The 17,391-nt window shown below is 32.4% G+C and carries 12 protein-coding genes; 6 read left to right on the top strand and 6 right to left on the bottom strand.

Annotation, left to right across the window (positions count from 1 at the left end; all coding sequences use genetic code 11):
- Nucleotides 1-39: 39 nt before the first annotated feature.
- The 5 genes from IAI56_RS03500 (at nt 40) to IAI56_RS03520 (ending at nt 6,343) form a co-directional block, all read left to right on the top strand.
- On the top strand, nt 40-1,047 hold the full coding sequence (locus tag IAI56_RS03500) for a hypothetical protein (protein ID WP_187656551.1): 1,008 nt from the start codon (nt 40-42) through the stop codon (nt 1,045-1,047).
- Nucleotides 1,048-1,109: 62 nt separating this feature from the next.
- Complete coding sequence (locus IAI56_RS03505) at nt 1,110-2,609, top strand: OmpP1/FadL family transporter (RefSeq protein WP_187656552.1); 1,500 nt, start codon at nt 1,110-1,112, stop codon at nt 2,607-2,609.
- Nucleotides 2,610-2,676: 67 nt separating this feature from the next.
- Nucleotides 2,677-4,482, top strand: coding sequence for a T9SS type A sorting domain-containing protein (locus IAI56_RS03510; protein WP_187656553.1), 1,806 nt, complete (start codon nt 2,677-2,679; stop codon nt 4,480-4,482).
- Nucleotides 4,483-4,594: 112 nt separating this feature from the next.
- Nucleotides 4,595-5,899, top strand: coding sequence for a 30S ribosomal protein S12 methylthiotransferase RimO (gene rimO, locus IAI56_RS03515; protein ID WP_187656554.1), 1,305 nt, complete (start codon nt 4,595-4,597; stop codon nt 5,897-5,899).
- Nucleotides 5,900-5,905: 6 nt separating this feature from the next.
- Nucleotides 5,906-6,343, top strand: a complete 438-nt coding sequence (locus IAI56_RS03520) for a hypothetical protein (protein WP_187656555.1) — start codon at nt 5,906-5,908, stop codon at nt 6,341-6,343.
- Here the strand turns inward: IAI56_RS03520 and IAI56_RS03525 are convergent.
- Nucleotides 6,340-8,538, bottom strand: a complete 2,199-nt coding sequence (locus IAI56_RS03525; protein WP_187656556.1) for a B12-binding domain-containing radical SAM protein — start codon at nt 8,536-8,538, stop codon at nt 6,340-6,342. The two genes, IAI56_RS03520 and IAI56_RS03525, sit on opposite strands and share 4 nt — an antisense overlap.
- Nucleotides 8,539-8,680: 142 nt before the next feature.
- Between IAI56_RS03525 and IAI56_RS03530 the strand changes: the two genes are divergently transcribed.
- Entirely contained in the window at nt 8,681-12,688 is a 4,008-nt protein-coding gene (locus IAI56_RS03530) for a DUF7948 domain-containing protein (protein ID WP_187656557.1), read from the top strand.
- 21 nt (nt 12,689-12,709) lie between these two features.
- Here IAI56_RS03530 and IAI56_RS03535 read toward each other — a convergent pair whose 3' ends face one another.
- The 5 genes from IAI56_RS03535 to IAI56_RS03555 all read right to left on the bottom strand — a co-directional run bounded on the left by IAI56_RS03535 (nt 12,710) and on the right by IAI56_RS03555 (nt 17,325).
- The gene (locus IAI56_RS03535; protein ID WP_187656558.1) at nt 12,710-13,423 is read right to left on the bottom strand and encodes a DUF4369 domain-containing protein; all 714 of its coding nucleotides are present in this window, start codon (nt 13,421-13,423) and stop codon (nt 12,710-12,712) included.
- Between the two features lie 82 nt (nt 13,424-13,505).
- On the bottom strand, nt 13,506-15,362 hold the full coding sequence (locus IAI56_RS03540; RefSeq protein ID WP_187656559.1) for a M61 family metallopeptidase: 1,857 nt from the start codon (nt 15,360-15,362) through the stop codon (nt 13,506-13,508).
- A 130-nt stretch (nt 15,363-15,492) separates the two neighbouring features.
- Nucleotides 15,493-15,768, bottom strand: coding sequence for a TIGR03643 family protein (locus tag IAI56_RS03545; protein WP_187656560.1), 276 nt, complete (start codon nt 15,766-15,768; stop codon nt 15,493-15,495).
- A 106-nt stretch (nt 15,769-15,874) separates the two neighbouring features.
- On the bottom strand, nt 15,875-16,699 hold the full coding sequence (locus IAI56_RS03550) for a sterol desaturase family protein (RefSeq protein WP_187656561.1): 825 nt from the start codon (nt 16,697-16,699) through the stop codon (nt 15,875-15,877).
- Between the two features lie 23 nt (nt 16,700-16,722).
- Entirely contained in the window at nt 16,723-17,325 is a 603-nt protein-coding gene (locus IAI56_RS03555; protein ID WP_187656562.1) for an alpha-ketoglutarate-dependent dioxygenase AlkB family protein, read from the bottom strand.
- Nucleotides 17,326-17,391: the final 66 nt, after the last annotated feature.

Genomic DNA, 17,391 nt, shown 5'->3' on the forward strand with positions numbered 1-17,391 from the left:
ACTATTTTTGTATAGTCCAACAATAAAAATGCTAATGTTATGAAAACTAATATCTTTTTCCTCAAAAAATCATCCTTCCTATTTGTAGTTGGATGTTTATCAACTTTGTTTTATTCATGTGGTTCTTACCAAAATTCGTCTTATTATGACAACGATGGTATTTATGCCGATCAACAAAACAGAACCGCTCAACCAGTTCAAAAAAGTTCTAACAATAATCAATATAAAGAATACTTTAGTTCTTTAAATCAAGAAGCGCAAGAAGTTTTTACTGATGTAGAAAGTTATTCATCTGTTCAACCAGAGCAAACTACAAATCAAACCGAAAACTCTATTTCCTATTCAAGCTGGGGAAACAATCCTCAAAACGTAACTGTTAATGTCTATGACAACAATTGGGGATTAGCTAATTGGAACAACTACTGGTACGGAAATTATTGGGGATGGAACAACTGGGCATGGAATAGTTGGTATGGACCAAACTGGGGTTGGAATGCTGGTTGGGGTTGGAACAATTGGGCATGGAATAGCTGGTATGGACCAAACTGGGGTTGGGGTTGGAATAACTGGTATGGACCAAACTGGGGTTGGAATAACGGATTTCACAACAATTGGCATTATGGCAATGGAAGAAGAGGTACAAACCAAAACTACTCTATGGGTAGTCGCTATGCAAACAGAAGCAACTCTAACTTTGCTACATCAGGAAGAAGAGGTACAACTTTTGGAACGAGAAACTCTTCAATTGGAACTCGAAACACTACTTTTGGAACATCTAGAAACAATTCTGTTACAAGACCTGTAAATACCACAAGAGAAAATAGTGGAACAAGAAATCCAAACGCAACAACTACACAAACAAGAAATAATACAGTTCGTTCTACATCTACTCCATCTAGAAACTATTCTGAAACTCCAAGAAGTAATTCAAATTCTGGAACACGTTCTAATTCAAACATGGGCGGAGGAAGAAGTTCTTCTGGTGGATTTGGCGGAGGAAGCTATGGTGGCGGAGGCGGAAGATCTGGCGGAGGCGGAAGACGTTAATAGACTCTAATCCCATGAAACAAAAAAGTCTCATGGGTTTCTTTTAATAAATAATTGTTACTATGAAAAAATACATTTCAATCATTCTCTTAGGATTATCGATACCTAACTTTTATGCGCAACAAATAACCATAGACGAACCGCTTCGTTTGTCTGTGGATAACATTACAGGAACAGCAAGATTTAGAGCTATGAGCGGAGCTTTTGGTGCGCTTGGCGGCGATTTATCTGCCATTACTCAAAATCCTGCAGGTTCGGTATTTTTTAATAATAATTTTGGAACAATTACAGCTTCCAACTATAACTCCAAAAATATTGCTCGCTATTTTGGAACAACAACAAGAGACAATGACAGTTCATTAGACTTAAACCAAATTGGTGCTGTTTTTATTTTTAAAGATGCAAGCGGAGCTAGTGATTGGAAGAAAATTTCACTGGCAATCAACTATGAAAATACCAGTAATTTTGATAACAGCACTTTCATTGCTGGTACAAATCCATACAATTCTATAGGAAATTACTTTGTTGATATTGCGCAAGGAATTGAATTGGATTATTTAACAAACTATTATTACGAGCAATTACCTTTTGATATGCAGCAAGCATATTTAGGTTATGATACGTATATTTTTGAAGCTGATAGCGATAGTCCTACGAACACTTCCTATTCCACCAATATTCCAATAGGTGGAAATTATTATCAAGAGAATAGTTCTGTAACTTCGGGATATAGCGGAAAATTGACAACCAATTTTGCTACTGCTTACAAAGACATTTTAATGCTTGGTGTGAACTTAAACTTCCATTTTGTAGATATCAGAAGATCATTTTCAATTTATGAAAGCAACAATAATCCGTTATATGATGACCGACCAACTATTTCAAGTTTACGTTTTGACAACAACATAAATACACTTGGAAATGGTTTTTCATTTAACATTGGAGCAATTGTAAAACCAACGGATTATCTTAGAGTTGGGCTTTCATATGAGTCTCCAACATGGTATCGTTTAACTGATGATGCAACACAAGGCGTTAGTACTAGAGTTGTGAACAACAATGTAGAATCTACTTTTGCTTCTTATCAACCAACAATCGTTTACGAACCATATAAAATTCAAACTCCTGATAGATGGACAGGAAGTTTAGCTTTCATTTATCAGAAAAAAGGATTGATAAGTCTTGATGTCTCTAGAAAAGATTATTCAACCACACGTATCAAACCTAAAAATGAATATATTGGATTGAATTCATATATGAGCAATGTTTTGAACGATGCAATCGAAGTTAGACTTGGTGGTGAATATAAAATCAAACAAGTTTCACTTCGTGCTGGTTATCGTTTTGACCAAAGTCCATATAAAGTTGATCGAGCATTTGGTGATTTAACTGGATATTCTGGTGGATTAGGATATACTTTTGGTGAAAACCGAATTGATTTAGCTTATACCTACGAACACAGAAACATGAATCAAGCCTTAATTTCTTCAGGAATGAATGATCCAGCAAGAATTAGTAGGTACAACAACAATGTAACCTTGAGTTATTCTGTTAATTTCTGATTTTTATTTAATAACACTATTTATCGTATAAAAATCATCCTCATTTATAATTAATTTCAAAACAGATATGAAAAATTTACACCTAATCTTTTTTTTATTTTTTTCTTTTTTTAGCACAACCCTTTCAGCAAATAAAAAAAACACTTATGACCCAAATGTTTCAATTCAAATACTTAATATTACGACCAATGGTTTAGTACTTCCCAATAATACAATCAGTTTTAACGGGGTTAGTGATTTAGAAGTGGAATTTGATGTTAAGATTACTTACACAGGAGCAAATTCCGTTTATTTTCAAGGAAATGCAAGCGCTTATTTTTATGAGCCAAACTCATTTGACAATGAAGTAGCTGAAAATTATAATAATGGTGTCGCACCAATGTATCTGTTTAAAAAATTTTTAACATTGACAACAAACGGCTCAAGTTATAGCTATACTTTCCATAAAAAAATCCATCTTAAAAGAAACACAGTATACAATACTGGATGCTCTATTGTTTTTAGATATACTCATGACAAAACAGCATCTATCCCATCTACAACTTTATCTAAATTAACATACAATATTATCGGCGGAACAAAAACTTCTAACCAACCTTATGTACCTCCAACAGTAAGCGTAAACTTAAACAGTATTTCATATAGTAATGGATTACCGCTCGTAAATAATGAAATTGTTATTCCTAAATCAGATCAGGTATTTGACGATGAAGAAACAGCAACTAGAAGCATTAATTTATCATTTGATTTTAACGTTACTCATGGATCGGATTTAGTCCTTGGTTATTATCCACATATTAAAATATTTGTAAATAATACCAGTTATATAAGTGAATGGTATGAACCAACTGATACTCACGGAACATTTACTTTCAATAATTTTAAAATAAAAGCATCAGATATAACACTTAACTCTTATTTAAAGATAGCAGTTTATTTTCAAGGAACAAGTACATATTATGATTGTGCATTAGTAAAGCTTAGCAATCCAATTAGAGACAATCTTATTTCACAAAATCAATCAATCCCAATTGGTCAAACTATACAACCTTTTACTTCCAATCAACCCACTATTTGGACAAGCGGGGGCAACTGTCCAAAGCTTAGAATAGAATGTAACGACCCTAGAGTTTATTCACCAATAAACTCCTATCAATGGCAAACAAAAACGGAAAATGGTATATGGACAAACATCTTAGGAGCAAACAATAAAGAATACTTTGCGACTAATTCATTTAATCAAACAACATATTTCAGAAGATTAGCCTTTTATAATGGTCTTTATAATATTAGTAATGAAATTGTAATTGATGTTAGTACAACAAACTATTTAAACTCCATTTGCTGTAATCAAAATTTACCTACTTCAACCAGTCAACCACAAACAATAACTGGCAATAGTGTTACCAATAATTTAACTTACCAATGGCAAATGTCAAATAACCCTAGAACAACAAGCTGGGTCGATCTTCCAGGGGAAACATATCAGAATTGTAATGGATGTAATTATCCAACTGGTTCAAGAAATTCCACTATACTTTTTCAAAGATTATTAAAAAACAATGGAACTATCGTTAGTACAAGTAATACTATTACAGTTACAAGAGGTATCAATGCAAGAATGGCAAATACTAATAGTAATTCCGTAATTGTGTATCCAAATCCAACATCTGATTTCTTATTTATAAAAAACATGAATACAAATACAGATTATATCAAATTATTCAATTCCTTAGGTAAGGAAATAAATATTGAAAAATTAATTGTTGAAGACAATATTTTACAAATAAATGTAGAATTTCTACCAAGTGGATATTATTATTTATCCACAAGCAACGATAAAAACGACCTCATAAAAATATTCAAAGAGTAAATTTTATTATACAAAAAAACCATCTCAAAAACTGAGATGGTTTTTTATTTGAACAAATCCGAGGGCAACTTTCAAATAAAAAACGTAATTTTGCACTCCAATTTTTAAGTCAATGAGAACGAAGTCTTTAAAGAAAAATAAAATCAACGTAATTACGCTTGGATGTTCCAAAAACACTTATGATAGCGAAGTATTAATGGGACAATTGAAAGCCAGCGGAAAAGACGTTGTGCATGAACAAGAAGGTAATATCGTTGTGATAAACACCTGTGGATTTATCGATAATGCCAAAGCGGAATCGGTAAATACCATACTTGAATATGCCGATAAAAAAGAAAGAGGAATTGTTGACAAAGTTTTTGTAACTGGATGTCTTTCTGAAAGATACCGACCAGATTTAGAAAAAGAAATTCCTAATGTTGACCAATATTTTGGAACTACCGAATTGCCTTTATTACTAAAAGCACTTGGTGCCGATTATAAGCATGAACTTCTTGGAGAACGTTTAACAACAACGCCAAAAAACTATGCTTATCTAAAAATTGCTGAAGGTTGCGACAGACCTTGTAGCTTTTGTGCCATTCCGTTAATGCGTGGCAAACACGTTTCTCAACCTATCGAAAAATTGGTTAAAGAAGCCGAAGGTTTAGCCAAAAATGGTGTGAAAGAACTTATCTTAATTGCACAAGATTTGACTTATTATGGTTTAGATTTATATAAAAAACGTAATCTGGCCGAATTACTTGAAAATTTAGTAAAAGTAGAAGGCATTGAATGGATACGTCTTCATTATGCTTTTCCAACAGGTTTTCCAATGGATGTATTGGATTTGATGAAGCGCGAACCAAAAATTTGTAATTATATTGATATTCCGTTGCAACATATTTCAGATAACATCTTGAAATCAATGCGTCGTGGAACTACCAAAGAAAAAACCACAAAACTTTTAAAAGAATTCCGCGAAGCTGTTCCAGGAATGACAATCAGAACAACTTTAATCGTTGGTTATCCTGGCGAAACACAAGAAGATTTTGAAATCATGAGAGATTGGGTTCAGGAAATGAAATTTGAAAGATTAGGATGTTTTGCATATTCTCACGAAGAAAATACACATGCTTTTTCTTTAGAAGATGATGTTCCCGAAGAAGTAAAACAAGCTCGTGCTGCCGAAATCATGGATTTACAATCGCAAATTTCATGGGATTTAAACCAAGAAAAAATTGGACAAATTTTCAAATGTATTATTGATAGAAAAGAAGGTCAATATTTCATTGGAAGAACCGAATTTGATAGTCCAGATGTTGACAACGAAGTACTTATTGATGCATCAAAATTTTATGTAAAAACAGGCGAATTCGTTAATGTAAAAATTATCGATGCAACCGAATTTGACCTTTATGGCGAACCTAAAAATTAATTGATTATGAAAAATTTATGCTGTATTCTTTTTGTATTAATTACAACAATATCATTTGCTCAATTAGACAGACGAATTGGTCGAACGCCTCAAATGAACAATAGCAATTCGCAAAAAAAAGTTGATCCAAAAGAAGCTGCCTTAAATTATTTGAAAAAAGAGCTAAATTTAGACACCTTTCAAGAAGCAGCAACCAAAACTTTCATCGAAGAAAACATGAAAGAAAGAGAATTTATTCTGGGCTTAGATATTTCTGAAGCTGATAAAATCGAAAAACTCACGGTTTCAAATGAAAAAATGAATACTCAGATGAAAACCATTCTGAATGAAAATCAAAAAGTCCTTTTGGAAAAATTGAAAGAAAAAAACTCCAAAGACAAAAAGAAAAAAAGCAAGAAAGATAAAAAAGAAGAAAAAGACGAGTTAATTCTGGAAGAAAATTAAAGCGATAATAATCCGTTTTTCTTTAAAACTTCGATAGGTTTTGAAAACCAAAACAACTCAAAATCTTCAAATTGTTGTTCGAAACTTTCTTTCACTTGACCAAAAGTCATTTTTCTATCATTTTGAACTCCACAATTTTTTAACATTTCAATAAGCCATAATGCTTTGTCTTTTTCAAGTGAAATGTCAAACGTTTGTCTTTTGTCGTGAAAAGTTAGCTTCATCATTTTCCAAGAAATCCCTTTTTTAGATTTTGAAAACGCTTCAACTTGAGGCTTTCCTCCTATCCAAATAATTTTAGCCGAAGATATTACAATAAATGAAGTATCTTCTAACAAACTGTTCTCAATAAAATCTGGGCTAATCTTAGTTTTTGGAATTTTAAAATCAAACCAATCTTGTAAATCGTAATCAAAACAAATGCCGTGCATGTAATTAAACAGTGATTTCTTTAGTCCAAAACTGAATTTATCATGATTAATACCTGTTTTGTCTTTAAACTGAATATCGTTATTGGCAAAAGTAATCTCATTCATTTCTGGAACAACACCAAATTCTTCTGGAAACATGCCAACCGGCGAATGTGCCGTCATTGCAAATTGATGCCAAAATCCGCTTTGAAGAATTCCAATTTCAAACATTTGACGAACCATTTCCAAACTATCAACCGTTTCTTGAACCGTTTGCGTTGGATAACCATACATCAAATAAGCATGAACCATAATGCCACTTTCGGTGAAATTTCGGGTTACTTGTGCTACTTGTTCGACTGTTACGCCTTTTTTTATCAATTCCAATAATCTATCTGAAGCCACTTCTAATCCGCCAGAAACTGCAATACAACCCGAAGCTTTTAGCAAAACACATAAATCGGCGGTGAAACTTTTTTCAAACCGAATATTCGTCCACCAAGTAACCGTAAGATTTCGTTTCAAAATTTCCAAAGCTACTTCTCGCATCAAAGCTGGTGGCGCAGCTTCATCTACAAAATGAAAACCATTTTCGCCTGTTTGAGAAATCAATTCTTCCACTCGATCAACCAAAATTTTGGCAGCAATAGGTTCATAAACCTTTATATAATCGAGTGAAATATCGCAAAAAGTACATTTTCCCCAATAGCAACCATGTGCCATCGTGAGTTTGTTCCATCGTCCATCGCTCCAAAGACTATGCATTGGATTGGCAATTTCTATAACCGAAATGTATTTGTCTAACAGCAAATCGGAATAATCTGGTGTTCCAACTTCAGCTTGTTTATAATCGTGGCGAGAAGAATTATTAATATAAATTACTTTGTTATTTTCTAATTTAAAAGTTCTTTTAAACTCATTAGAATTTGGAATTTGAACATTGTAATATAATAACTCAACTGGAAGTTCTCCATCATCTAAAGTGATAAAATCAAAGAATTCAAAAACGCGTTTATCTTTTAACTCACGGAGTTCGGTATTAGGAAAACCTCCGCCCATTGAAACTTTAATCTTTGGAAAATGTTTTTTTATGAATTGTGCACAACGAAAAGCACTGTATAAATTGCCCGGAAACGGAACCGAAATACAAACCAATTTTGGGTTAACCAATTTGAGTTTTTCTTCTAAAATTTGTAGTGTGATTTTATCAATATAGGTCAAATCGTTTTGTAAATGAGCATACATTTCATCAAATGAATTAGCACTTCTACCCAAACGTTCCGCATAACGACTGAAACCAAAGTTTTCATCGACACATTCCACTATAAAATCAGACAAATCCTCCAGATACAATGTTGCCAAATGCTTGGCTTTATCTTGCATTCCCATGGTGCCAAAAGCCCATCCCGAAGCATCGGGATCATTATTGTAAGTATCAAATCGAGAAGCTTCGGGAAGAAAATTTCCACTGCAAATTTGTCGCGCCAAAGTTGGATTTTTTCCTTGAAGAAAAGCAATTACACAATCGATAGTTTTCATATAATCGTGTCTTAGCGAAAAAATTCGTTGCGAATTTTCACCAAACTCTTCAAACTTAAAACTTGCAACTTGAAACAAATTTTCTAATCCATTCTTTGAAAAAAGTTCCAAAATCACTTCTATTCCCAAATCCATTTGAAAGGAGGAAATATTTTTGGTATTCAAAAACCCTTTCAAATAAGCCGTTGCTGGATATGGTGTATTAAGCTGTGTAAATGGTGGCGATATGAGAAGGATGTTTTTCAAGAATTGTAAATTTCAGCAAAAATACTTTATATTTTTGTTGTTTTGATAAACATTATAAATACTGCTACAAATTTTAATAATAAATTTACCTCATTTTATTTTTAAATACTATTTTTACTTTCAAAGTAACATTTTTCGCTTCATGAAATATTTATCAATTATTTTCTCTCTGCTAATCTATAATTTATGTTTTTCTCAAAACTTAAATAAATCAAATGGTTTTATTGAAAACAAAGGCCAAATCGTTGACCAAAACGGAAAATCTAACCAAGCAGTAAAATATCTTTTAAACACAAACGGATTAAATGTACAGTTAAGACAAAAAGGATTTTCATACGATTTTTATGAAACAAAAAAACAAGTTACTAAAAAATCAAATCAAAGAATAATTAAAGCCATTCCTGACTATAAAGAGGAAGAAAAAATTACTTTTAAAAATATTTATCATCGAATTGATATTGATTTTGTAAACTCTAATCCTAATTCAACTTTAAAAGCCGAAGAAAAATCAACAGATTATGACAACTATTATAATGTGGCATCCAAACCGGAAGGTGTATTAAATGTACATAGATTTCAAAAGGTTACTTACCAAAATATCTATCCCAACATTGATGTAGTTTTCTTTATCCCAGAAGACACGACCAAACCTGTTGAGTATAATTTCGTTATAAAACCTAATGGAAAAATCACTGATATTCAAATGAAATTCAGCGGTACGAAGACAGAAATTGTGGAAAACAAAATCAAAATGAAAATTCGATTTGGTGAAATGGAAGAAACTTTACCAATGAGTTGGATTGAGAACAAAAATGAAAAAAAAGAAGTTTTCGTCAATTACAAAAAAATTGGTAAAAACATCTACGGATTTGAAACAGATGAAAACATCTCAAATCAAAAGGTAATTATTGACCCAGTACCAATAAGACTTTGGGGAACTTACTATGGTGGTTCTGGAGGAGAAATGTCAGGTTCAATACTTATTGACAGTAATAATAACGTTTTAATTTCTGGAGGAACAGGAAGCCTAAATAATATAGCAACTGCTGGTTCTAATACTAGTGGTTATAATAGTGGAAATGATTTTATTGCAAAATTTAACACCAATGGTGATAGAATTTGGTCTTCCTATTATCCTTTTTCAACTAGTGATATGAAAATTGACCAAAATGACAATATGTATGTTTTTGGAAGCTTACTTCAAGCTAACCCAAATATTCCTTCAGCAGGTTGTCATCAATCTATAAAAGACATTTACACATCAGGCTTTTTAATAAAACTTAACTCATCTGGCGCAAAAGAATGGGGAACATACTATGGTGGAAATCAAAATGAAACAATTCATGGCTTAACAGTTGATAACAATGGAAACATATATATAGTTGGTGGAACCAATAGCACAAATGCATTTTCAACTCCCGGAGCCTTTCAGACAACAAAATCTTCTCCAGGAGATTATGAAACTGGTTTTTTAGCTAAATTTGATTCATTAGGGAATAGAATTTGGGGGACATTTTATGGCGGTGAGTTAGCCGATGGTTTTTATAATTGTGACATCTCCGATGATGGCTATTTATATGCTTCAGGAACACATAACAGCCAAAATAACATAACTACACCTGGAGCTTATCAAACAGCTTTTAATGGAACTGGTGGAATGATTGTAAAATTCGATTTAGACGGAAATAGAATTTGGGGAACCTTCATTGCTGACAAAACTTATACTCTTAGATGTAAATTAAAAGGTGATAATATATATTTAACTGGTCGAGCTTTTCCAAACAGTAATATCGGAACACCAGGAACATTTCAAGAAACCTTTCAAACACTTCCTTCTGGCTCGACCATGAGTGGGAATGAAAATAGTTTCGTTTGTAAATTTAACTATCAAACGCAACAGTATATTTGGGGTAGTTACTTTTTAGATCAGATTATAGGAGTTGATATCGATTCAAGTAACAATATGTTTTTCTCAGGTTACACAGGCATTAATACAGGAATAACAACCCCTGACAGCTTTATGCCAACTAAAACTCTATATCAAAAATCATATCTAATTAAATTAAATCAAAATGGGCAAAGGACTTGGGGAACATATTATGGAGGAAGTCATGCAGAACAATTAGGATTTGTAGCAATTGATCATAACAATGATATCTATCTTTATGGAAACACAAACGGAAGTACAAGCGGTATTGCAACCATAAATGCTAGTCAAACTACTCTTGGCTCAAATCCAGACACTTATCTTGTCAAATTCCGTGACTGTCAATCATTAGCTACAGTAAACTCAAATTCCCCAATTTGTCTTGGAGAAGATTTGAATTTAACAGCATCTGGAGGAACTGGCTATTCATGGACAGGTCCAAATGGATTTACATCTAATCTACAAAATCCTATAATACTAAATACTACTTCATTAAATTCTGGTCAATATGCTTGTAGTATATCTGGAAGTGGAGGCTGTGACGATACGATAACTATTGACGTTTTAATTGGCGATACAACTAAACCAACTCCTGACATCGCTACACTACCAACAATAACTGGTGATTGTAATATAATAATTTCTGCTCCGACGGCAACTGACAATTGTTCAGGGAATATTGTTGGTACAACTACAACTCAAGTGAACATTCTTCCTTCTGGAAGTCACACTATTGTTTGGAATTATAATGATGGAAACGGAAACATTGAAACACAAAATCAAACAATCATTATAAATCAGGTTACTTTACCAAGTGGTAATCCTAGCCAATCCTTCTGCATTCAACAAAATGCAACGATTAATGATATAACCATAACTGGTCAAAATATCAAATGGTATGATTCTGAAACTGGAGGAAATTTACTTTCTGGTTCAACTATTTTGGTTGATGGAATGACTTATTACGCTTCACAAACACTAAACAGTTGTGAAAGTTCAAGAATTCCTATTACAATTCAAATACATGACACATCAGCTCCAACTGGTAGTAATCAATCTTTTTGTACAGTTCAAAACCCAACATTAAATAATATCATAATCAACGGAAATACTATCAAATGGTATTCAGATAATATAAGTACGACTGAACTTCCACAAACAACTTTGCTTACTGACAATACAACTTATTATGCTACACAAACGCTAAACGGATGCGAAAGCACAACTCGATTACCTATAACTATCAGTCTGATTTCTACTTTAAATGCTAATGATTATTCGTCTATCGTTTGTGATAACGGAAATGACGGAACCGAAACCACAAACCTAACCTCATTCAATAGCTTTTTAATAACTTCAGTTCAAGGAAATACCTTTACATATTATAAATCATTAAATGGTGCTGAAAATCAAACATCGAGTGAACAATTAAATAATAATCACTCTATTCAATCAGGAGTAAACACAATATTCGTAAGAATTGATTCGTCTAACGGTTGTCATCAAATTGTTCAATTACAACTTACATTAGTAAATGTACCAGAAATTCCAATTCTAGATGAAATTACACTTTGTGAAACAGGCATTGTTTCTGTCAATGCTGGTTCAGGATTTAATAGTTATACTTGGTCAAACAATGCTACAAGTCAATCAATAGTAATAAATCAAGCTGGAAGCTATTGGGTTACGGTAACAAAAAATCATAACTCAACTGTTTGTTCATCAACTAAAAACTTTACAGTAGTATTGTCTAACAAACCAACAATTACTTCAATAAATACTATTGATTGGACAGATTTTGAAAACAGTATTACTGTTAATGTTACTGGCTTAGGCGATTATGAATATTCTATTGATGGAATTAACTTCCAGGAAAGTCCTGTTTTTAGTGGTTTGTCAAACGGAGTCTATACAATAACGGTTAAAGACACTAAAGAATGCGGAATAGCAACAAAACAAGTGTATCTTTTAAACTATCCTAAATTCTTTACTCCAAATGGTGACGGACATAACGACACATGGAAAGTCAAATTCTCTCAATTTGAAGAAAATTTTGTAACTCAAATTTTTGACCGCTACGGTAAATTAATCAAAGTTTTAAACAACCTTGAAAGTTGGGACGGAACTTATAACGGAAAACAGCTTCCTTCTGATGACTATTGGTTCCAAATTACAAGAAAAGACGGAAGAATTCACAGAGGACATTTTGCTATGCTAAGATAAAAAAAAGTGCTTTCGCACTTTTTATTTCTCCGATTTCTTTCTTTCGTTGTAATATTCGGTTAGTTTTTTTCCATAAAGCGATTTGGCAACTTTTGGCGTCATCGTTTTGTGAATAGTATCTAAATATTTCAAGTTGATGTCATAAATTTCGGCCAAAGCTACATAAGGAGAAACTTCATGATCGCCGTTGTTTACAGCAAAATTAGTTGAATAAAGGTATTTTCTTTTCAGAATTCTGGCTTGTTCTTCTTCTATTTTTGCGATTTCGTCGGTCTTATTTTCTTTATAAGCCATTACTTTTTTCTGAATTAATTCAAGGTCTTTGTCAATGAATTTTGACATCACTTTTTTATATTCTTCGTATAATTCGTGATTTTTTGAACCTGTAATTTTAGCATCGGCAGTAAAAAAATCCAATGAGGTTTCGATATTCATTTTTCCTTGTTCGGCAAAAAATGGAATATTATTATCCAATGAATTCGATACACCACGATCTAAAAACAAATACAACATTTCAGGTGATTGAATGTCAAATTCGCTTTTAAAATTAGAATCGCCACTGATAATGATGCTGTCAATAGCAACCAAAGTAGTATCTTTCATTCGCTGAATATAAAGTTTACCTTCTTTCAGTCCTTTTATATTTCCAGTTAAAACAAAGTTTTTATCCGATTTTTTTTCGGCACAAGAAAACAAAAACAATGTGCTTAACACTAAAACTATCGATTTACGCATAATAAAATTTTTGGCGCAATGTTACAAAAAAATCCTCAAATGGCTAGCCAAATGAGGATTTGATTATTTCTTTTTTACTAAGTTATCCTTTTAACCAAGCTTCTTTTAGTTTGGTTTTTGAAGCATCAATTTGCTGATAACCTTCAACTTCTGCCATTGTTACTTTTACTTTTCCAGCAACGGTTTGCTCTTTTCCATCTCTTTTTATTTTCATAGAAACAGCATCGCCTTCTTTCCAATCTTGGCTTGACATGATCATTTCATAGATGTTATCAAGGTTATAATTTACATCGTTTACCGCTAGAATTATGTCGCCACCTTTCATTCCCAAAGACTTCATTAATTCGTTTATTTCCAAATCAGAACGAACAATTATTTCTTTAGTTGCAGAATTTATGGTAACCAATGGCGTAGTTTCATTTTTCAAAAATGGATTCATTGGTACTTGAATTTTTCCTTTACCAACGCCAACTTTTGCAAAAAACTCATCATAATTTATTGGTGTTGTGCCTTCGATATGCGTTTTGATAAATGCTCCAACTTCTGGATAAGTAATCGATATAATTTTGTCAAAAAGTTCTTCGTCATTGAATGGTTTTTCTGCACCATATTCTGCCGAAAGTTTTTGCATCATATCCAAAATTCCTCTTTCGCCATTGCTTTTTTCACGGATAATAATGTCGATACACATTCCGATTAGCGCGCCTTTTTCATATACATTTAAGTATTGATCTTTGTATGGTTTTTCCAAAACATTGGCACTCATCACGGTAAACGACATGGTATCATTCATTTTAGCAGCATTTCCAATTTTTCCAACCATTCGCTGATAAAACTCATCTTCGTCGATTAAACCTTGATTGATTTGGAACAAATTCGCAAAATATTCCGTTACACCTTCATACATCCAAAGGTGTTTTGACATTTTTGGATTGTTATAATCAAAATAATGAATCTCTTTAGAATGAACACACAAAGGCGTTAAAATATGGAAAAACTCATGAGAAACCACATCAATTAATTGTTGTCCAAGCATGTTTGCCGGCATTGCTTCTGGAAAAACAACCGTTGTAGAAGTATGATGTTCCAAAGCTCCAAAACCTTTGGCATCATTTTTTTCCATATCTGACAAATACAATAAAACGGTATATTGCTTGTTACTGTTTACTTTTCCTAAAAAGGCTTTTTGCGCACGCATCATTTTTTCTAAATCAGGCAAAAGACTTTTAGCCGAATGAACGCCATTTGGAGAATAAACGCTAAACAAAATCTCCATTCCATCAACGGTAAATGTTTCAAAATCAGGTTTTGAATACATTATTGGATTATCGGTCAATTCAAAATATCTTGAAACGGTAAACACATCATTTGTAGCACTTTTATCAGTATCAAGCAATGAAGTTGTTCCTACCAAATTTTCAGGATGCGCAACGTTTAAGGTATATTTTACGTCGGTTTTTCCATTAAAATAACCCACAAATCCGTGATTATTCAACATAAAATTAGTTCCAGCTAAAATATTAGTTCCAGCAGGCGAAAACACTTCTTCTTTACCAAAACCTCTTCCAGTTTCAATATCATAAGTATCATTAACTAAATAAGTGATTTTTGCTAATGATTTTGCATTAGAAATTTTCCAAGTATTATCATCTGATTTTGCAACCGTTAATTCTTTTCCTTTTTTATCAAACGCTTTAAAACCTTCGATATATTTTCCATAATCATCGGTAGAATAGGTTCCAGGAACAGTTTTTGGGATTTGATAAATGACTTCGCTTTTACCAAATTCTGGTGCAAGAACGGTAACCAAAACTTTGTCTTCTTTTACATTGATTAAATCAATAGTTGCTTTTACTTCTTCATTTATTGCTTTTTTCTGAGCAAATACGCCAGTAGAAAAAGCTGTTATAAAAAGAATAGATAAAACTGTTTTTTTCATTTGATATATATTTTAACAAATTGGTCAACAAAAATAACCATTCGTTACAAAACAATTGATTTTTGGCAAATGATTAACAAATTGAACCTTTTTTAAAGAAAAAAACTCTTGCTGAACAAGAGTTGTATTTTTAGTCAAATTTATTTTTGATATAGTATTTTCCTTCTAAATCATCGTCAAAGTCGTCAATGATTGGCTTTGGTTTGGGTTTGCTACCAACAGCTTTTTTCTTCCATAGCTCAAAATTGTCTTTGGATAAACGTTTTCTCATCAATTCGGTTACTTCATTTTCTGTAAGTCCAAATTCTTCCTTAATTACTTCAAAAGGTTTTCTTTCCTCTTGAGCCATACTGACAACTCTTTCAATTTGTTCGCTGTCAAGTTCTACTCGCTTACTTTTTTTCATTTCTGTAAAAGCATTATTAAAAAATAGGTATCAACTTAGTATTAGTAATTCAATATTAGTAAAAAAAATAATTAGTTTGTAAGAGTAGTTCATTTTTTTTGAAAAATTAATTCTCTGGCGAACGTTGTTTTTGAAAAGGAATTGATAATAAGTTCTTTAAATTATTATGTTCTTCGGGTTTCATATGAGTATCAACGCCAAAAATTAATTTTTCTCTATCTAATGTTTTGAATGTTCCAAATAATCTATCCCAAACGGAAAAAATATTACCATAATTGCTGTCTGTATAGGGCAAAACATAATGATGATGTACTTTATGCATATCGGGCGAAACGAGAAAATAACTCATTAATTTATCGATATTTTTTGGCAAAACGATATTAGCATGCGTAAATTGTGTAGCAACTACCGATAATGTTTGGTACAAAAAAACCATCCACATTGGACTTCCAACCGCTAAAACACCAAAAGTGGTAAAAACAAAACGGATTACGCTTTCTCCAGGATGATGTCGATTACCTGAAGTGGTATCAATCCAAGTATCAGTATGATGTATCAAATGAAAACGCCATAGGAATTTAACTTTATGTTCAACTAAATGCGCCAAATAAGCTCCAATTAAATCTAAAAGCAATAATCCAACTATAGCAAAAAGCCATGCATTCATTTTGGGCAACCAATTCAAAATTCCAAATTGATTATCAACTGTCCATTGTGCTGTTTTTAGCAAAATAAAAGCCAAGCAGAAGTTGACAATAATCGTTGTTAACGTAAAAAAGATATTAATTCCGGCATGTTGCCATTTGTTATATTGAAATTTCACAAATGGAATTGCGCTTTCAATGAGCCAAAAAAAAGCAATTCCACCAGCTAAAATCAAAGCTCTGTGCGATGACGGAATTGTCGAAAAGTAGTTGATTATTTCTTGCATAATAACAAATATACTAAAAGTAACTATTTGATAATTCGGAAGGTTAAATTTATTCTGGAACCAATAGGTTTTGCTGTTTTCGGGATTTGATGTTTCCAAAAATGCTGTGTTGGTCCTTTCATAATCAACAAACTTCCGTGTTCGAGATTGATTTTTAGCTTTTGCTCCTTGATGGAATTGTGCTGTAAATGAAAACTTCGTTCTACTCCAAAACTTACCGAAGCAATTACCGGATTTCTGCCAAGTTCTTTCTCATCATCAGCATGCCAACCGTTGCTATCTTTTCCATCGCGATAATAGTTCAACAAAACAGTGGTAAAATTTTCGTTACAAACTTCTTCAATTTCATTTTTGATAAAAAGTAATAACGAATTCCAAGCATGAGGTTGCATTACAATATTAGAATAACTGTATGGTTTTCCTTCATTGCCAAAAAGCGCTGTTAATCTGGGTTGCGGATAGGTTTTTCCAAAAACAGTAATATCATCTTGTTGCCAAGGAATTTCGGTTTTTAATTTTTCAAAAAACGTATCGGCTTTTTCTTTTCCAAAAAGATCAGGATAATAGATTATTTCGGCATCGGGAAGCTCAAAATGAATGTTTTCAGGTGGAAAAAGTGTATTCATAAAACAAAAATAAAGAGAAAAAAATGAAAAATTTCACTCTTTCTCTTCATCTATTAATAAAATATT

Origin of the sequence: Flavobacterium macrobrachii, from assembly GCF_014486675.1 — a bacterium.
Taxonomy (GTDB): Bacteria; Bacteroidota; Bacteroidia; order Flavobacteriales; family Flavobacteriaceae; genus Flavobacterium; species Flavobacterium macrobrachii.